The following is a 17,840-nucleotide window of genomic DNA, read 5'->3' on the forward strand; positions in this document are numbered from 1 at the left end:
ATGGTGGCGCTCGGTCCCTCACCCGACCTCGACCGGCTCGTCGCCCGGCGGGGTGTGGTCGACGCCGCGTCCGCGGTGCGGTCGGGTGACGTCCCGGGCGCGCTGCGCGACCGCGTGGCCGCGCGGGCGGGTGTCGACCCCGCCGAGGCGCTCGCGACGCTGACCCGGCTCGGTGGGCGACTGGTGGTGCGGACCGATCCGGAATGGCCGGCGTGGCGCGTCACCGGCCTCGATCGACTCGATGCGGTGGCGCGGCGCGATGCCGCCGCGCCCCTGGCGTTGTGGGTGCTCGGGTCGGCGAACCTCGCGACGTGTACCGAACGGGCGGTGGCGATCGTCGGGACCCGCGCCGCGACGTCGTACGGCGATCACGTGACGGCGGAGATCGCGGGGGACCTCGCGGTGGACGGGTGGACGGTGATCTCGGGTGCCGCGTACGGCATCGACGGTGCGGCGCATCGCGCGGCCCTCGGGGTGGGAGGGACAACGGTGGCCGTCCTGGCGTGCGGGGTGGACCGGGCCTACCCGTCCGGCCATGCTCGTCTGCTGGACCGCATCGCCGACCAGGGCGCGGTGGTCAGCGAGTACCCGCCCGGGACCACCCCGGCGAAGTATCGGTTCCTCGCCCGCAATCGTCTGGTCGCCGCGTTGTCGGACGGTGTGGTGGTGGTCGAGGCCGGGTGGCGGAGCGGCGCGCGGAACACCGCGTCGTGGGCGCGGGCGGTGGGGCGGCCGGTGGTGGCGGTACCCGGTCCGGTGACGTCCGCCTCCTCGGCCGGATGTCATCGCATGGTGCGGGAGGGGGAAGCGATCCTGGTGACCGGGGCGCAGGAGGTGGTTTCCGAGATCGGTCCGGTGGGATCGGGAGCGTCGGAGTCGGACGAGCGGGACTCGCTGTTCGGTCGGCGGCTCGACGCGCTCCCGGAGACGGCGGCGCTGACCCTGGAGGCACTGCCGACGGCGGGGCCGGCCGGGCCGGAGGAGATCTCACTCGCCTCCGGCGTGCCGGTGGCCGCGGTGCGGTCGGCGTTGGTGGTCCTCGAGGTCGAGGGGTACGTCCGTCGGGGCAGAACCGGGTGGGTCCGAGTGAGCGGGTGACACCGGGGCCGCGTCGAGCGCGGGGTCGCTCACGATGTCCGCCATGCGCAGCGACGTGCCCGCCAGCACGGCGTCGTGCGGGGTGGGCACGCGCGTGTGGTCGTCGCCGAGCATCCACGCGGCGATCGTCGCCAGCTGCGCCGAGATCAGCGGCGGCACGGCGTCACCGATGTGGCGGTACAGGTTGGACAGCGAGCGTGCCCGGAACCGGTAGTCCGCCGGAAAGCCGTTCAGCAGAGCCAGTTCTCGCACCGTGCAGAGTCGGTCCTGCTCCGGATGCGTGTAGCGCCCGTTGCCGAAGTGGCCGCACTCGCGTTTGACGGTGGGGGCCGGGCGGTCCCACCACAGACGCCCGTAGACGTCGGGGTGCGATCCGAGCCGGCCTGCGGCGATGGACCGCCGCATCGCCGGCGTGAGGTGGGCCTCGCCGCCGGGTGTCGATCCCAGATCGAGCCACGACCCCCCGTCGTGCGGGATCGCGCGCAGGCGGCGGCGGGTGGACTCGCGACCGATGCTGGGGGAGACGTGCAGGGGGTCGTCGGGGTGGGCGACACCGGCCTCCACGGGCGGGAGGTCGCCGATCGCGCGCCGCACGGTCACCGCCTCCGGCCGGACGCTCCACCCGGCCCAGAGATCGCCGAGGGTGATCGCCGGGCGGTCGCCGCGCACCGCGACGATCACCGAGCGCTCCCGCTTCTGCGGCAATCCAAGGTCGGACAACATGTGCACGGTGGCGTCCACGACGTATCCGTCCGCCTCCAGGCTCCGGCGCAGCGCCTCGAGGTGACCGCGAAAATTGCCCCCGACCAATTCGCGCGCGTTCTCCATCACGACGACCGCGGGCCGGAACTCCCGAACGATGTCGGCGACGCGGGCCACCAACGAATTTCGGGGATCGTCGCGAGCGTGATTCGTCGGATTGGCGCGGGAGAACCCGGTGCAGGGTGGGCAGGCGCTGAGGACGTCGAGGGGCCGTCCGGCCAGCGCCGGGGCGATCAGCGCGGACAACTCTCGCGCCGAAACGATGCCCAGATCCACTTCGTGGGGCGCGCGGCCGATATTCGCGGCGTAGGAGGAATTGCATTCGAGCGACCCGCGCGGACTGGACGGTTTTCCGAGTTGCGCGTCCACGGCGCCCACGACCTCGAACGCGCCGTGCCGGTGAAAACCGCAACTCATGCCACCCGAACCGCTGAACAGGTCCAGGAAGGTGAACCGACCGGGCGAATCGTAACGACCGGTCGGCGCAATTCCGTTCTGCGCCATGGACTCGGTCCTTTCCCCGGCTCGCCGTCGACGACCTCGACGGGAGTGTCGTCCGGCGAGTTTACCGGGCACCGATCGTGCGCTGCGTCGCCGCGGTCGGCCGGGGTTTCGCGAATCGCGTGCGGCGAAATGCAACGGCCGTTGCGTGATTTTCGACGAAACCGCCCGACCGATGCCGAGTCCGCGCCCGGATCGACCCCGGCGATCTGTTATCTTCGAAACAATTCACGGGGGCTGACGAAGGAGCGAGAAATGGCGCGGCGGACGACGGTGCAAATGATCGACGATGTCGACGGATCGTTGATCAAGGACGGACAGGGCGAAACGGTCGAGTTCTCCGTCGGTGGGGTCTCCTACTCCATCGATCTCAATCACAAGCACGCTAACGAGCTGTACGACCAATTCGCCTTCTGGATCGAACACGCCGAGAAGGTCGGCGGCCGGAAGACCCGTCGCGCCTCCGGATCGGGCGGCGGGAGCAAGAGCCGGCAGAACCTGAGCGACGTGCGGGCCTGGGCCAAGGAGAACGGCTTCGAGGTCTCCACGCGCGGTCGCATCAGCCAGGAGATCCAGGACGCGTACGACGCCGCTCACTGACGGACCCCGGTCGACGCGACCGTGCGTTACCCTCGAGTGAGACTTAGGTAAGACTTACTCGACGGCGCGCACGGCGCGCGATCGGAGACTTCGTGGCACGACGCATCACCACCCTGACGGTCCGGCGGACCGAGCGACTGACGGACCACCTCGTCCGGGTGGTCCTCGGCGACCCCGGTTTCGACGACTTCGAGCCCGTCGAGTTCACCGACGGATACGTCAAGCTGCACTTCGACGTGGCCGGTGAGACCGTCCTGCGGACCTACACGGTGAGTGTCGTGGACCCCGTCGCGCGGGAGATCGCCATCGACTTCGTGGTGCACGGCGACACCGGCGTGGCCGGACCCTGGGCGTCGAGCGCTGCGGCGGGACAGCAGCTCTCGTTCTTCGGACCCGCCGGTGCCTACGCCCCCCGCGCGGACGCCGAGTGGCATCTGCTGGCCGCGGACGAGACCGGCCTGCCCGCCCTGGCCGCCGCGCTGCGCGCGATGCCCGGCGACGCCCGCGGTGTGGCCGTGATCGAGGTGGCCGGTCCCGGCGAGGAGGTGCCGATCGCGGCGCCGGTCGGAATCGACGTGCAATGGGTGCATCGGGGTGCCACGGCCGACGTGGCGCCCGCCGACGTCGTCGGCGGAGACGCTCCGCTGGTGACCGCGGTGCGCGCGATCGACTGGCGGCCCGGTCCGGTACAGGTCTTCGTCCACGGCGAGGCGGAGACCGTCATGCATCATCTGCGCCCGTATCTGCGGCGCGAGCGTGGCGTTCCGGCCGAGTGGGCCTCGATTTCGGGATACTGGCGTCGTGGCCGGAGCGAAGAGGGATTCCGTACGTGGAAGCGGGAACTCGCGGCCGCCGAAGCCTGACTCGGCTCTTCTCGCGCGGTTCGCCGACCACCTGACCTACCGGCGGGGGCGCTCGGCGCACACGGTGCGGGCGTATCTGTCCGACGTCGGTTCGCTGTTCGCGTTCCTGGACGTCGACCCGGACGACCCCGCCGTGCGTCTCGACGACGTGCTGACCCGACGCGCGCTGCGCGCCTGGCTCGCCGACGTCTCCCGACGGTCCGCGCGGACCACCGTCGCCCGCCGGGTGAGTTCGATACGCACGTTCACCGCGTGGCTCGCCGACGCCGAGCTGACCGCCGCCGACGCCGGCTCCTCGCTCGTGGCCCCGGCGGCGCACCGAACCCTGCCCGGCGTGTTGCGGGCGGGCGAGGCCTCGGACGCGCTCGCCGCCGCCGCGCTCGGCGCCGAACAACACGACCCGCTCGCGCTGCGGGACCACCTGATCGTGGAACTGCTGTACGCGACGGGTATCCGTGTCGGTGAACTGTGCGGGCTCGACGTCGACGACGTCGATCGCGATCGCCGGGTGATCCGGGTCCTGGGCAAGGGCGACCGTGAGCGCGTCGTGCCGTTCGGGCTGCCGGCGGACCGGGCGCTCGGCACCTGGCTCGACGTGGGGCGCCCGGCGCTGTGGGTGCCGCGCTCGGGCAGCGCGCTGCTGCTCGGGACGCGCGGCGGCCGGTTGGACCAGCGTCAGGCCCGGACCGTCGTCCACCGGGTTCTCGAGGCGGTGCCCGGAGCCCCCGATCTGGGACCCCACGGCTTGCGTCACTCGGCCGCGACGCACCTGCTCGAGGGCGGGGCGGATCTGCGCGTGGTGCAGGAACTGCTCGGTCACGCGTCGTTGGCCACCACCCAGCTCTACACGCACGTGTCGGTGGATCGACTGCGCGCCGTGCACGACCGGGCGCACCCGCGCGCGTAGACGCCGAGAGACGGAGCGGCGGCCTCGCGTCGACCCGGTTCCCTGTCGAACCCGGTGCCCGGGGGCCCTTTGGTAGCGTTTCGTCCCGACGGGCGCGCGCACGGGGGAGGCCGCGCCGGGACCCACGAGGGGAGGCGTGATGACCCGATTCGACCCGGCCCGATTCGACGAGACGGACGGGGCGTGGCTGCCGCCCGAATCCACGCCCGAACCCGCGCCCCAGCCCAGCCCTCACCCGGCGCCGGGCCCCGCACACCAGAACCCCGGCTATCAGGGTGCCGGTTACCAGGGTTACGGATACCAGGACCCCGCACACCCGGGCCCCGGGCACACCCGGTCCCACGGCTCCGCGGGCATCGGGTCGCAGGGCACGGGACCTCGACCCGGTCCCGTGCCGAGCGGGTCGCCGTCGGCGCCCACCGGATGGCGTCGGGCCGTCGACACGATGCTGGGCCGACGCGCGTCGGCCGCCGAGGTGCGGCGCCGGAACCTGCGCGAGCGCATCACCCAGCCCGTGTCCGGTGACTATCGGATCGCGCTGCTGTCGCTCAAGGGCGGCGTCGGCAAGACCACCGTCACCGTCGGACTGGGGTCGGTGCTGGCGTCCATGCGCGGCGACAACGTCGTGGCCGTCGACGCCAACCCGGATTTCGGCACGCTCGGCGAGCGAGTCCCGCGTCAGACCACGTCGACGGTGCGCGACCTGCTGGCCGCGCGTCCGTGGATCCGCAGTTACGCCGACATCCGCCTGCACACCTCGCAGTCGTCGTCCCGGCTCGAGGTCGTGGCGGGGGAGCGTGACCCCGCCGCCTCGGAGGCGTTCACCGACCGCGACTACCGCGCGGTGGTGGAGACGCTGTGCACGCACTACGGCATCGTGCTCACCGACTGCGGAACGGGCATCATGCATTCCGCCATGGACGGGGTGCTGTCCCTCGCCCACGCGTTGGTCCTCGTCAGTTCGCCCGCGGTGGACGGGGCCCGTAGCGCCGCCGCCACCCTCGACTGGCTCGGTCTGCACGGCTACGCGCACCTCGTCGAGCGCACGGTGGTGGTCGTCAGCGCGAACCGGCCGGGTGCAGCGAGCATCGACATGGACGAACTGAAGCGTCATTTCCTGGCGCGGTGCCGCGCCGTCGTGGTCATCCCGTTCGACGAGCATCTCGCGGAGGGGTCGGTGGTCGAGCTGGACCGGCTGCGCCCACGCACCCGGGACGCCTTCGTCGAACTCGCGGCGATGATGGCCGACGACTTCCCGGCCGCCGGTGGCCGGCACGCGGTCCCGGCCGCCCCGGACGCCCTGCGCGCCTGGTGACCCACCGCCGCGCCGTCGGCTTCAGCCGTATCGGACCGGCCCGCAGGAGCGACGCCGGGTCCACGTAGGTGTCGCCGCGTCGGGCGCCCCAGTGCAGGCACCGTGCCACGGGGCACGACGCGTGGCCGTCCTCGAGCACGGCGATCGGCTGTCCCCCGCGGACCCGGGCGCCCCGGGAGACGAGGGGTCGGACGGGTTCGTACGTCGTGCGCACGTCGCCGTGGTCGAGCGAGACGACACCGCGACCGGCCACGACGCCGGCGAACACGACCACTCCGTCGCCCGCCGCGAGCACCGTCGGCTCCGGCGTCGGACCGCCGTCGAGATCGAGTCCGCGGTGGCCGGGCAGCCACCGTTCCGGCGGCGGTGCGAACGCCGTGACGACGACGGGCCGCGGATCCAGCGGCCACCGGAACGGCCGGGGATCCGCGGCGGAGGCACCCGCGGACAGGGAGCCGAGCACTAGCAGGACCAGCAGGACGAGCAGGACGACCGCCCCGGAACGACCGGCGGACCGGACGCGGGTGTGCGCGAGAATCGGCATGGCACGACCCTGCCCGTCGCCGCGGGCCCGCCGCCGCCGCGCGGGGCGTCCCGGGGACGGCGCGGTCCGGCGCGGGCGGGCTGTGGACGGCCGGTTATGACCTGCGGCGGACGCGTCGTACACTGATCGATGCGACCTGTCCGTACAGGTCGACTTCGCGCGCTCGTCGCACCCGGCCATCGCTCGGGTACGTGTTCGTCGGCTGGTCCCGTCTTCCACGGGTTCCGGCGAACGGCGAGTGCCAGGGCACGGATTACCTCGACCCCTCGCGGGGTCGAACACCGTGCATCAACCGGCAGAGAAAGAGAGACGCACAGCCATGGCTGTTGTGACCATGAAGCAGCTGCTCGACAGCGGCGCGCACTTCGGGCATCAGACCCGCCGTTGGAACCCGAAGATGAAGCGATTCATCTTCACCGACCGCAACGGCATCTACATCATCGACCTGCAGCAGACGCTGACGTACATCGACAAGGCGTACGAGTTCGTCAGGGAGACCGTCGCCCACGGTGGCACCGTCCTCTTCGTCGGCACCAAGAAGCAGGCGCAGGAATCGATCGCGGCCGAGGCCACCCGCGTGGGCATGCCCTACGTGAACCAGCGCTGGCTCGGCGGCATGCTCACCAACTTCTCCACCGTGCACAAGCGCCTCCAGCGCCTCAAGGAGCTCGAGGCCATGGAGCAGACCGGTGGCTTCGAGGGTCGCACCAAGAAGGAAATCCTCATGCTCACGCGTGAGATGACCAAGCTGGACCGCACCCTCGGCGGTATCCGCGACATGGGCAAGGTGCCGTCGGCCGTGTGGGTCGTCGACACCAACAAGGAGCACATCGCCGTCGGCGAGGCTCGCAAGCTGAACATCCCGGTCATCGCGATCCTGGACACCAACTGCGATCCCGACGTGGTCGACTACCCGATTCCGGGCAACGACGACGCGATCCGGTCCGCCGCACTGCTGACCAAGGTCGTGGCGTCCGCCGTGGCCGAGGGTGTGCAGGCCCGTGCCGGCCGCAACTCCGGCGCGGACGACAAGCCCGAGGTCGGCGCCGGCGAGCCCCTCGCCGAGTGGGAGCTCGAGCAGCTCGCACAGGCGTCCCCGGCCGCCGAGGCCACGCAGCAGGCCGCTGCGGAGACCCCCGCCGCGACGGACGCTCCGGTCACGGACGCTCCGGCCGCCGAGGCTCCCGCCGCGGACGCGTCGAACGCCCAGAGCTGATGCCAGACGAGACCCGGCGCACCCCTCGCGGTACGCCGGGTCTCGTTCTGTGTCACCCCGCGTTCACCCCGGTGTGAGACACCGGGACGGGCTCTTGATCGATCTTTCACTCGAACTTCTACTGGGAGGCTGGACCAGATGGCGAACTACACCGCCGCCGACGTCAAGCGGCTCCGTGAGCTCACCGGCTCCGGGATGCTGGACTGCAAGAACGCGCTCGCCGACAACGACGGCGACTTCGACAAGGCCGTCGAGCAGCTGCGCATCAAGGGCGCGAAGGACGTCGGCAAGCGTGCCGAGCGGTCCACCGCCGAGGGACTGGTCGTGGCCAAGGACGGTGTCCTGGTCGAGATCAACTCCGAGACCGACTTCGTCGCCAAGAACGAGGAGTTCCAGGCGTTCGCGCAGTCCGTGGCGGACGTCGCGGCGCAGGGCAAGCCGGCCGACGTCGACGCGCTGAAGGCGCTCGACCTGAACGGCAAGACCGTCGACACCGCACTGCAGGAGCTCTCGGCCAAGATCGGCGAGAAGCTCGAGATCCGTCGCGTCGTCTCCTTCGACGGCCCGGTCGCGACCTACCTGCACAAGCGCAGCGCGGACCTGCCCCCCGCCGTCGGCGTGCTCGTCGAGTACACCGGTGAGGGCGACGCCGCCGCGGAGGCCGCTCGCGGCGCCGCGATGCAGGTGGCCGCACTCAAGGCCAAGTACGTCACGCGCGACGAGGTCCCCGAGGACGTCGTCGAGGGCGAGCGTCGCATCGCCGAGCAGACCGCGCGCGAGGAGGGCAAGCCCGAGGCGGCGCTGCCCAAGATCGTCGAGGGTCGCGTCAACGGGTACTACAAGGACGTCGTGCTCACCGAGCAGTCGTCCGTGCAGGACAGCAAGAAGTCGGTCAAGGCGATGTTGGCGGACGCCGGGGTCACCATCACCCGCTTCGTGCGCTTCGAGGTCGGCTCCAACTGAGCCGACGGTCGTAGCCGAACCGCCACGATCGGCGTCGACGGTGCCGTCCACTCACCTCGAGTGGGCGGCACCGTCCGCTGTGGAGTGCGGGCGGCGCCGCCGACCCACCGGACCATGGGGCAAGATGCCCTGCAGGCACCCGATTCCACGACGGACAGGAGAGGTATCGTGACCGACGAGACGGCGCGACCCGGTTTCCGACGAGTGTTGCTCAAACTCGGCGGTGAGATGTTCGGCGGCGGGCAGGTCGGTCTCGACCCCGACGTCGTGCAGAAGGTGGCCGAGGAGATCGCGGAGGTCGTGCGGTCCGGCGCCCAGGTCGCCGTGGTCATCGGTGGGGGCAACTTCTTCCGCGGCGCCGAGTTGCAGGTACGCGGGATGGACCGCTCGCGCTCGGACTACATGGGCATGCTCGGCACCGTCATGAACTGCCTCGCACTCCAGGACTTCCTCGAGAAGCAGGGCATCACGACGCGCGTGCAGACCGCCATCACCATGGGCCAGGTCGCCGAGCCGTACATCCCGCTGCGCGCGGAACGTCACCTCGAGAAGGGGCGCGTCGTCATCTTCGGCGCCGGCATGGGCATGCCCTACTTCTCCACCGACACCACGGCCGCGCAGCGCGCCCTCGAGATCGGTGCCGAGGTGGTTCTCATGGCCAAGGCGGTCGACGGCGTGTACTCGGCCGACCCGAAGGTGGACCCCGACGCCACGATGTTCACCGAGATCACCCACCGCGAGGTGATCGAGAAGGGTCTGAAGGTCGCGGACGCCACCGCGTTCAGCCTCTGCATGGACAATGGAATGCCGATCATGGTGTTCAATCTGCTCACCGAGGGGAACATCGCACGTGCGGTGGCCGGTGAGAAGATCGGCACGTTGGTCAAGTAGTCATCCGGCCCCGGTCAGTGACCGGGCGAGCGAACTATCGGAAGGAACGGTCGTGATCGACGAAGCACTCTTCGATGCCGAGGAGCGAATGGAGAAGGCCGTCTCGGTCGCGCAGGGCGACCTGGCCTCGATCCGGACCGGCCGCGCCAACCCGGGCATGTTCGCCAAGGTCATGGTGGAGTACTACGGGGCCTTGACCCCCATCACGCAGCTCGCGGGCATCAACGTGCCGGAAGCGCGCATGGTGATCGTCAAGCCGTACGAGCAGAGTCAGCTCGGTCCCATCGAGACGGCGATCCGCAATTCGGACCTCGGGGTCAACCCGACGAACGACGGCCACATCATCCGCATCTCGGTGCCACAACTCACCGAGGAGCGTCGCCGCGAGTTCGTCAAGCAGGCCAAGGGCAAGGGCGAGGACGCCAAGGTGTCCATCCGCAACGTCCGCCGCAAGGCGATGGACGAGCTCAAGCGCATCCAGAAGGACGGCGAAGCCGGCGAGGACGACGTGACCCGCGCGGAAGCGGAACTCGACAAGACGACGTCGAAGTACGTCGCGCAGGTCGAGGAGATCGTGAAGAACAAGGAAGCGGAACTGATGGAGGTATGACCTCCGTGAGCGAACCCGAGCAGGGCGATCCGGCGGCCCGGACGACCACGGCGAAGTCCACATCGCGGGCCGGTCGCGATCTGCCCGCGGCGATCGCGGTCGGCGGAGCACTGGGCGTCATGCTCATCGTCGTCCTCGTCTTCGTCCCCATCGCCTTCGTCGGCGTGGCCGCCGTCGCGGTCGCGGTGGCGTCGTGGGAGGTCACCAAGCGGCTCCGCGAGGCCGACATCCTGGTGCCGCGCATCCCGTTGATCGTCGGCGGTCAGGTGATGATCTGGCTGACCCTGCCTCTCGGGGCCACGGGCGCGTTCGCCGCGTTCGCGTCGTCGGTGCTGGTGACCATGGTGTGGCGTCTGCTGTCCGGTGGGCTGCACGAGGCGCCCCGCAACTACCTGCGTGACTGCGCCGTGTCGCTCTTCGTGCTGTCGTGGTTGCCGATGTTCGGCGCGTTCGCGGCGCTGCTGTGCATCGACGACGACGGCGGCGCCCGTGTCCTGGTGCTGATGATCGCGGTGGTGTGCTCCGACGTCGGCGGGTACGCGGCCGGCGTGTTGTTCGGCCGGCACCCGATGGCGCCGGCGATCAGTCCGAAGAAGTCCTGGGAGGGACTGGGCGGCTCGCTGCTGCTGTGCGTGATCGGGTCCGCCTGCACCGTGGCCTTCCTGCTGGATGCGAACCCGTTGATCGGCGTGCTGCTCGGTGTTCTGGTGGTGTTCTCCGCGACGCTCGGTGATCTGGTCGAGTCCCAGGTCAAGCGCGAGCTGGGCATCAAGGACATGGGCACCATGCTCCCCGGCCACGGTGGGCTGATGGACCGCCTGGACTCGGTGCTGCCGTCGATCCTGGTCACCTGGTTGGTTCTTGCCGCGTTCGTCTGAGCATCGCTCGGGCGTGGTGCCGAGCCCCAACATCTGGCACTGGCCGGAGGTCTACGAGGCCGAGAACCGTGCCCAGGATCCCGACGGGCTCGTCGAGAGCGTGCTGCGGAGCGTCGTTCCGTGGGACGGACGGGACGTCGTCGACGTCGGGTGCGGAGCCGGCTTCCACCTGCCGATGTTCGCGGCGGGTGCCCGGAGCGTCGTCGGCGTCGAGCCGCATCCGCCGCTGGTCGAGCGCGCTCGTCGCCGCACCGCCCGGGCGCGGCACGTGCGGGTGGCCGAGGGCCGCGCCGACGCGCTGCCCCTCGCCGACGCGTCGGTCGATCTGGTCCATGCGCGGACCGCCTACTTCTTCGGCCCGGGCTGCGGGCCGGGAATCGCCGAGGCCCTGCGCGTGCTGCGGCCCGGCGGCGCGTTGGTGATCGTCGATCTGGACGCCACCGTGCCCCCGTACGGCGACTGGATGCGTCGGGACCTGCCGCGGTACGACCCGGTCGCGGTCGAGCGCTTCTTCGCCGCGCAGGGTTTCGACGATCGGCGCGTCCGCACCTGGTGGGTCTTCGACGACCGTCGGACGCTCGACGCGGTGCTCGGCATCGAATTCTCCCGCGCGACGGCGGACCGCGCCCGGCGCGAGGTCTCCGGATGCACCCTCGAGGTCGGGTACCGCATCCACGTCCGACGACGGACGTCGCTCGACCTCCGCTGACGCGCTACGGTCTGTTGCTGGTCGATCACTGCAGCGAGGAGCATCGATGAGTCGGACCGACACGCCCTCCCGCGACACCCACCCCGCCGACGTCCACGACGTCATCACGGTCCAGGGCGCTCGCGTCAACAACCTGCGCGACGTCAGTGTGCGCATTCCCAAACGCCGGTTGACCGTCTTCACCGGCGTGTCGGGCTCGGGGAAGAGTTCGCTGGTGTTCGGCACGGTCGCGGCCGAGTCGCAACGCATGATCAACGAGACCTACAGCGCCTTCGTCCAGGGGTTCATGCCCACCCTGGCCCGACCGGACGTCGACGTCCTCGACGGGTTGACCACGGCCATCGTCGTCGATCAGTCCCGCCTGGGCTCCGATCCCCGGTCGACGGTCGGCACCGTCACGGACGCCAACGCCCTGCTGCGCATCCTGTTCAGTCGGCTGGGCGATCCGCACATCGGATCCCCGCAGGCGTTCTCCTTCAACGTCGCGTCGATCTCGGGAGCGGGCGCGGTGACCGTCTCGAAGGGCGGGCGCGAGACCCGGGAGCGTCGCAGCTTCGAGATCACGGGCGGCATGTGCCCGCGGTGCGAGGGGAGAGGGTCGGTGTCCGACATCGACCTCACCGCGCTGTACGACGCGTCGAAGTCGTTGAACGAGGGCGCCATCACGATCCCCGGCTACAGCATGGACGGGTGGTACGGCCGCATCTTCCGTGGTTGCGGCTGGTTCGACCCCGACAAGCCGATCGCGAAGTTCACGAAGAGGCAGCTCGACGACCTGCTCCATCGCGAGCCGACCAAGATCAAGGTCGACGGCATCAATCTCACGTACTCGGGGCTGATCCCGCAGATCCGGAAGTCGTTCCTGGCCAAGGACGTGGAGTCCATGCAGCCGCACATCCGGGCGTTCGTCGAGCGTGCGGTGACCTTCGCGACGTGTCCGGACTGCGACGGCACCCGTCTGACCCAGGCGGCCCGGTCGTCTCGAATCGGCGGGGTGTCCATCGCGGACGCCTGCGCCATGCAGATCACCGACCTCGCCCGGTGGGTGGCCGACCTCGAGCAGCCGTCGGTCGCGCCGCTGCTCACCACCCTGCGGCGGACGCTGGACTCGTTCGTCGACATCGGCCTGGGATACGTCTCGTTGGACCGTCCCGCCGGCACGCTCTCCGGCGGCGAGGCGCAGCGCGTGAAGATGATCCGCCACCTGGGATCGTCCCTGACGGACGTGACCTACGTCTTCGACGAGCCGACCACCGGGCTGCACCCGCACGACATCGAGCGGATGAACAACTTGCTGCTCTCGCTGCGGGACAAGGGCAACACCGTCCTGGTGGTCGAGCACAAGCCCGAGACGATCGCCGTCGCGGACCACGTCGTCGACCTCGGTCCGGGCGCCGGAACCGCCGGCGGCACGGTGTGTTTCGAGGGCGACGTGGCGGGCCTGCGCGCCAGTGACACCGTGACCGGCCGGCACTTCGACGATCGTGTCGCGCTGAAGGACACAGTCCGGACGCCCACGGGTGCGTTCGAGATCCGCGGCGCGACCGCGCACAATCTGCGCGGCGTCGACGTCGACATCCCCACCGGAGTGCTGACGGTGATCACGGGAGTGGCCGGATCCGGCAAGAGCTCGCTGATCCACGGCTCGCTGGCCGGGCGGGACGGCGTCGTGACCGTCGACCAGAGCCCCATCCGGGGGTCCCGTCGCAGCAACCCCGCCACCTACACCGGACTGCTCGAGCCGATCCGGAAGGCCTTCGCGAAAGCGAACGGCGTCAAGCCGGCGTTGTTCAGCCCCAACTCGGAGGGCGCGTGTCCGGCCTGCACCGGCGCCGGCGTGATCTACACCGATCTCGGCATCATGGCCGGGACGGCCACACCGTGCGAGCTGTGCGAGGGCCGCCGATTCCAGGCCTCGGTGCTCGACTACCGGCTCGGCGGACGGGACATCGCCGAGGTGCTGGGGATGTCCGTCGCGGACGCGTCGTCGTTCTTCGGGGAGGGCGACGCGGCCCTGCCCGCCGCTCACCGGATTCTGACGCGCCTGTCGGACGTCGGGCTCGGGTACGTGGCGCTGGGTCAGCCGCTGACCACCCTCTCCGGCGGCGAGCGTCAACGGCTGAAGATGGCCACGCACATGGGGGAGAAGGGCGGAGTTCTCGTTCTCGACGAGCCGACGACCGGTCTGCACCTCGCCGACGTCGAGCAACTCCTGGCGCTCCTGGACCGCATGATCGACGCCGGGACGTCGCTGGTGGTCATCGAACACCACCAGGCGGTGATGGCGCACGCGGACTGGATCGTCGACCTCGGGCCCGGCGCCGGTCACGACGGCGGGCAGGTGGTGTTCGAGGGCACGCCCGCCGCGCTGGTCGCCGACCGGTCCACCCTGACCGGTCGGCACCTGGCCGAGTACGTCCGGCCGTGACGGTCAGCCGATGGAGAAGGCCCGGGCCTGATCGGTGATCTTCTTGGCGCGCGCGAGGCGGGGGAGATCGCTGCCGTCGCGGACGTTCTCGCCGTCGACGCCGAGGCTGGCGATCGTCTCGCGCGCCCAGGCGACGTCGTCGACGGACGGTGCGAGTTCCCGGTTGACGACGGGTGCCTGGCCGGCGTGCATGCAGAGGCGGCCGGTCATGCCCATCGACACGGTGACACGGCTGTCGCGCGCGAGATGCTCGTCGTCGACCGTGAGCGTCGGGCCGTCGATCGGCCCGGCGAGCCGCGCCGCGCGGCTCGCGACGACGAGGCGCGCACGGGGGTAGGCCATGGCCATGGGCTCGGCGCTCATGCCCGTGTCGCGGCGGAAGTCGCCGCTGCCGAACGCGAGACGGAACGTGGCGTCCGCGCGGGCGATCTCCGGCGCGGCCTCGAGGCCCATCGCCGACTCGATCAGCGCCACCACGCGTGCCCCGTCGCCGAGGCGTGCGGCGGTGGCCTCGACCTGGCTCCCGCTCTCCGTCTTGGCCAACATGACACCCTCGAGGGTGTCGATGCCGCGCAGGGCGTCGAGGTCGTCGGCCCAGAACGGGGTGGTGGCGTCGTTCACGCGGACCCAGGCGCGGCGACCGCTGCGCAGCCAGGCGACGACGGCATCGCGGGCGGCGGGCTTACCGGCGGGCGAGACCGCGTCCTCGATGTCGAGGATGACGGCGTCGACCTCGGACTCCACGGCCGGACCGAACAGCTCGGGCTTGCTTCCGGGGACGAGCAGCCACGACCGAGCCCGGTCCGCAGCGACTGATGACACAGGGTTCTCCAGGAAGGTCGTCACCATTCCACTGTGCATCGCCGCAGCCGATCGGGGAAGGTTGCGTCAATAGTGTTCACGTGTGGCACCGAACATTCACCACGCCGTGTGACGCTACTTACGCTTCGCCGCCCGACGCACCTGCAGGATCCGCACGCCGCCGGCGGCGGCCATGACGAGAGCGCCGGCCACCGCGGCCAGCAGCATGCCGATGCCGACCGGCAGGTCGAAGGTCCAGCCGAACAGGTGGATGGGCACGCTGTCGAGGTTCTGCAGGATGAACACCATCAGCACGACCAGCACGATCGCGCCGACCACCAGTCCCGTGTACAGCGCGGCCGCTCGGGTGTGCTTGACGCCGTCGGGAGTCTTCCCGACCGGCGGACGGGTGTCGGTGGTGGCGAGATCGGCTCCACCGGCAGGCCCGGTACCGGGCAGCGCGGACGACGGGGAATCGACGGGGTCGGACGCGGCGGAATCGGCGGCGCCGGGCGAGGTGCGTGACATGAGGGAATGATTACCCGGGCCGGGGGTGTTTGCACCCTACCGAGCCGGGGGTACCAAGCCCGGTTGCGATGCGACCGAGCGATCCGCGCGATGCGAGCCGTCCGTGCTCGTCACTCCGCAGTGAGACACTGGAGGCACTATGGCACCCACCGCTCTTCCCCTCGTCTTCGACGCCCCCCGCCGCGGCATGCCCGCGACGCACCTCGCCGACCTCGACGCCGAGCAGCGTCGCGCCGCCGTCGTCGAGCTCGGTCTCCCGGCCTTCCGGGCCGATCAGCTCGCCCGGCAGTACTACGGGCGACTGCAGGCCGACGCCGACAAGATGACCGATCTGCCCGCGTCGGTGCGGGAGAAGGTCGGTGCCGCGCTGTTCCCGACGTTGCTGAGCCCGGTCAAGCACGTGGCCTGCGACGGCGGGGACACGCGCAAGACGTTGTGGCGCGCGGGGGACGGCACCCTCCTCGAATCGGTGCTGATGCGCTACCCGGATCGCGCCACCCTGTGCATCTCCAGTCAGGCGGGGTGCGGCATGGCGTGCCCGTTCTGCGCGACCGGGCAGGGCGGCCTCCAGCGCAACCTCTCCACCGCGGAGATCGTCGATCAGGTGCGCTCGGCGGCGGCGGATCTGCGCGACGGTGTGGTCGAGGGAGGCGAGGGCCGCCTGTCGAACGTGGTGTTCATGGGGATGGGGGAGCCGCTGGCCAACTACAAGCGGGTCGTGGCGGCCGTCAAGCGCATCGTCTCACCGGCACCCGAGGGCCTCGGCCTCTCGCAGCGCTCGGTGACGGTGTCGACCGTGGGGCTGGCGCCGGCGATCCGCAAGCTCGCCGACGAGGGGCTGACGGTGACGCTCGCGGTGTCCCTGCACTGCCCGGACGACGAGCTGCGCGACACCCTGGTGCCGGTCAACAACCGGTGGTCGATCGCCGAGGTGCTGGACGCCGCGCGGTACTACGCCGACGCGACGGGACGACGCGTGTCCATCGAGTACGCGCTGATCCGTGACGTCAACGATCAGCCGTGGCGAGCGGACCTGCTCGCGAAGAAGCTGAAGAAGGCGTTGGGCGCGTTGGTCCACGTGAACCTGATCCCGCTGAACCCGACGCCGGGCAGCGAGTGGGACGCGAGCCCCAAGCCCGTGGAGGAGGAGTTCGTGCGCCGCGTCCGCGCCGGCGGCGTCTCCTGCACCGTGCGGGACACGCGCGGACAGGAGATCGCGGCGGCGTGCGGCCAGCTGGCCGCGGAGAACTGAGCCGGAAGGGTCAGCCGCGGCGCGGCTTGCGGCGCAGCAGGGCGTCGCGGATCAGGACGATCCACAGCAGTACGGCGAACCCGACGAGCCAGAGGTCCTCGACCCGGCCCGTGTGATTGCCGATGATCATGACCAGCAGGAACACCGAGACGACCCAGCCGGCGATGCGGAAGGTCTTCGGAGCCTCACCGCTCCATCCCCACGCGGCGGACGGAACCTCGGCGACGTGGACGTTCGTGGCGGGGACGCGTTCGACGTCCGAGCGCGGCTCGATGCTTCCGGTCACGACCGTTCCTCCTGATGTTCGTCGGGGTCGGCGGGTGGCCCGCGACTCCCGGGGCGAGACGTGCGGTGATCGTATCGCGGCGTACGACCGGTCGTCGTAGCGGCTCGCTCAGGGCGCCGAGTCGCCCGTGACCAGCGCGGCCAGATAGCGCCGAGTGGCCACACCTTGCACCAGCCGGTTCAGCGGACCGCCGAGGGCGACCACCGCGTTCCCCGCCGTGGAGAACGCCCGGATGTGCGCCGTGACCGCGCCGGTGCGCTCGTCGAACCGCACGACGAACCGCTCCTCGCCGCGCTCCGGGTGGCCGGGGAGCGTTCCGTAGGCGAAGCCGCGTTCGCGAGTGCCGTCGTCCGGCCGGGCGTCCACGACGTCGACCACACGGCAGGGGATCCGGATCGGGCCGAGCCCGAGCACGACGATCGCCCCGGGTTCCGCCTCCGTGGACGTGGCGCGCACCGTGAGGCCGGCGCCGCGATGCATGTCCCAGCGCAGGATGCGCCGGGCGGCGTCGTCGAACACCCGCTCACCGCTGCCGAGGTGCCGCGACTGCTCGAGATGGTGGTAGCCGGGCGGCATCGGCAGCGTCGCCGTGCCCCCGACCTCCGGGTACGTCAACGGTGCGGTGCGGTACGAGGCGGGATCGGCGGACGCGCGGAAGGGCACGTCGTCATCCTCACACGCGGCTGTC

The 17,840-nt window shown here is 70.8% G+C and carries 18 protein-coding genes and 1 pseudogene; 13 read left to right on the forward strand and 6 right to left on the reverse strand.

Annotated features, from left to right (window positions below; genetic code table 11):
- Nucleotides 1–1,098 (forward strand): DNA-processing protein DprA, encoded by a 1,098-nt coding sequence (gene dprA / locus HQ603_RS11355; protein WP_222684720.1) that lies wholly within the window; start codon nucleotides 1–3, stop codon nucleotides 1,096–1,098.
- Here dprA and HQ603_RS11360 read toward each other — a convergent pair.
- On the reverse strand, nucleotides 988–2,364 hold the full coding sequence (locus tag HQ603_RS11360; RefSeq protein WP_222684651.1) for a DNA cytosine methyltransferase: 1,377 nt from the start codon (nucleotides 2,362–2,364) through the stop codon (nucleotides 988–990). The two genes, dprA and HQ603_RS11360, sit on opposite strands and share 111 nt — an antisense overlap.
- A 252-nt stretch (nucleotides 2,365–2,616) precedes the next feature.
- On the opposite strand from HQ603_RS11360, the gene HQ603_RS11365 reads away from it, so the two are divergent.
- The 4 genes from HQ603_RS11365 to HQ603_RS11380 all read left to right on the forward strand — a co-directional run bounded on the left by HQ603_RS11365 (nucleotide 2,617) and on the right by HQ603_RS11380 (nucleotide 6,046).
- Entirely contained in the window at nucleotides 2,617–2,961 is a 345-nt protein-coding gene (locus tag HQ603_RS11365) for a histone-like nucleoid-structuring protein Lsr2 (RefSeq protein WP_222684652.1), read from the forward strand.
- A 92-nt stretch (nucleotides 2,962–3,053) separates the two neighbouring features.
- A complete protein-coding gene (locus HQ603_RS11370) occupies nucleotides 3,054–3,824 on the forward strand; it encodes a siderophore-interacting protein (protein WP_222684653.1) in 771 nt (256 codons plus the stop codon).
- Nucleotides 3,763–4,731 carry a tyrosine recombinase XerC gene (locus HQ603_RS11375; protein ID WP_222684654.1) on the forward strand — a complete coding sequence of 323 codons (969 nt, stop codon included), beginning with the start codon at nucleotides 3,763–3,765 and terminating at the stop codon, nucleotides 4,729–4,731. The genes HQ603_RS11370 and HQ603_RS11375 overlap by 62 nt, the downstream gene beginning before the upstream one ends.
- A 139-nt stretch (nucleotides 4,732–4,870) precedes the next feature.
- The gene (locus HQ603_RS11380; RefSeq protein WP_222684655.1) at nucleotides 4,871–6,046 is read left to right on the forward strand and encodes a MinD/ParA family ATP-binding protein; all 1,176 of its coding nucleotides are present in this window, start codon (nucleotides 4,871–4,873) and stop codon (nucleotides 6,044–6,046) included.
- A gap of 115 nt (nucleotides 6,047–6,161) precedes the next feature.
- On the opposite strand, the pseudogene HQ603_RS11385 reads toward HQ603_RS11380, so the two are convergent.
- Nucleotides 6,162–6,770: pseudogene (locus HQ603_RS11385) on the reverse strand (peptidoglycan DD-metalloendopeptidase family protein); the annotation flags it as partial.
- 139 nt (nucleotides 6,771–6,909) lie between these two features.
- Here HQ603_RS11385 and rpsB point away from each other — a divergent pair.
- From rpsB to HQ603_RS11420, 7 genes are all read left to right on the forward strand, one after another.
- Entirely contained in the window at nucleotides 6,910–7,806 is an 897-nt protein-coding gene (gene rpsB / locus HQ603_RS11390; RefSeq protein ID WP_222684656.1) for a 30S ribosomal protein S2, read from the forward strand.
- A gap of 138 nt (nucleotides 7,807–7,944) precedes the next feature.
- The gene (gene tsf / locus HQ603_RS11395; protein ID WP_222684657.1) at nucleotides 7,945–8,769 is read left to right on the forward strand and encodes a translation elongation factor Ts; all 825 of its coding nucleotides are present in this window, start codon (nucleotides 7,945–7,947) and stop codon (nucleotides 8,767–8,769) included.
- A 168-nt stretch (nucleotides 8,770–8,937) separates the two neighbouring features.
- Nucleotides 8,938–9,660 carry a UMP kinase gene (gene pyrH / locus HQ603_RS11400; protein ID WP_068151321.1) on the forward strand — a complete coding sequence of 241 codons (723 nt, stop codon included), beginning with the start codon at nucleotides 8,938–8,940 and terminating at the stop codon, nucleotides 9,658–9,660.
- A 52-nt stretch (nucleotides 9,661–9,712) separates the two neighbouring features.
- Nucleotides 9,713–10,270 (forward strand): ribosome recycling factor, encoded by a 558-nt coding sequence (gene frr / locus HQ603_RS11405; RefSeq protein ID WP_068151319.1) that lies wholly within the window; start codon nucleotides 9,713–9,715, stop codon nucleotides 10,268–10,270.
- Complete coding sequence (locus HQ603_RS11410; RefSeq protein ID WP_222684658.1) at nucleotides 10,267–11,148, forward strand: phosphatidate cytidylyltransferase; 882 nt, start codon at nucleotides 10,267–10,269, stop codon at nucleotides 11,146–11,148. The genes frr and HQ603_RS11410 overlap by 4 nt, the downstream gene beginning before the upstream one ends.
- Before the next feature lie 13 nt (nucleotides 11,149–11,161).
- Entirely contained in the window at nucleotides 11,162–11,857 is a 696-nt protein-coding gene (locus tag HQ603_RS11415; RefSeq protein WP_222684659.1) for a class I SAM-dependent methyltransferase, read from the forward strand.
- A gap of 46 nt (nucleotides 11,858–11,903) precedes the next feature.
- Entirely contained in the window at nucleotides 11,904–14,285 is a 2,382-nt protein-coding gene (locus HQ603_RS11420) for an ATP-binding cassette domain-containing protein (protein ID WP_222684660.1), read from the forward strand.
- A gap of 3 nt (nucleotides 14,286–14,288) precedes the next feature.
- On the opposite strand, the gene HQ603_RS11425 is transcribed toward HQ603_RS11420, so the two are convergent.
- Entirely contained in the window at nucleotides 14,289–15,134 is an 846-nt protein-coding gene (locus HQ603_RS11425) for an HpcH/HpaI aldolase/citrate lyase family protein (protein WP_222684661.1), read from the reverse strand.
- Between the two features lie 87 nt (nucleotides 15,135–15,221).
- Nucleotides 15,222–15,614 (reverse strand): LapA family protein, encoded by a 393-nt coding sequence (locus tag HQ603_RS11430; RefSeq protein WP_222684662.1) that lies wholly within the window; start codon nucleotides 15,612–15,614, stop codon nucleotides 15,222–15,224.
- Between the two features lie 139 nt (nucleotides 15,615–15,753).
- On the opposite strand from HQ603_RS11430, the gene rlmN reads away from it, so the two are divergent.
- A complete protein-coding gene (gene rlmN, locus HQ603_RS11435) occupies nucleotides 15,754–16,866 on the forward strand; it encodes a 23S rRNA (adenine(2503)-C(2))-methyltransferase RlmN (protein WP_222684663.1) in 1,113 nt (370 codons plus the stop codon).
- 10 nt (nucleotides 16,867–16,876) lie between these two features.
- Here rlmN and HQ603_RS11440 read toward each other — a convergent pair whose 3' ends face one another.
- Nucleotides 16,877–17,152 (reverse strand): DUF2631 domain-containing protein, encoded by a 276-nt coding sequence (locus HQ603_RS11440; protein ID WP_222684664.1) that lies wholly within the window; start codon nucleotides 17,150–17,152, stop codon nucleotides 16,877–16,879.
- Between the two features lie 108 nt (nucleotides 17,153–17,260).
- Nucleotides 17,261–17,815 (reverse strand): DUF1990 family protein, encoded by a 555-nt coding sequence (locus tag HQ603_RS11445; RefSeq protein WP_308126472.1) that lies wholly within the window; start codon nucleotides 17,813–17,815, stop codon nucleotides 17,261–17,263.
- Nucleotides 17,816–17,840 lie beyond the last annotated feature (25 nt).

The sequence above is a fragment of the Rhodococcoides corynebacterioides genome, assembly GCF_019834675.1.
GTDB lineage: Bacteria > Actinomycetota > Actinomycetes > Mycobacteriales > Mycobacteriaceae > Rhodococcoides > Rhodococcoides corynebacterioides_A.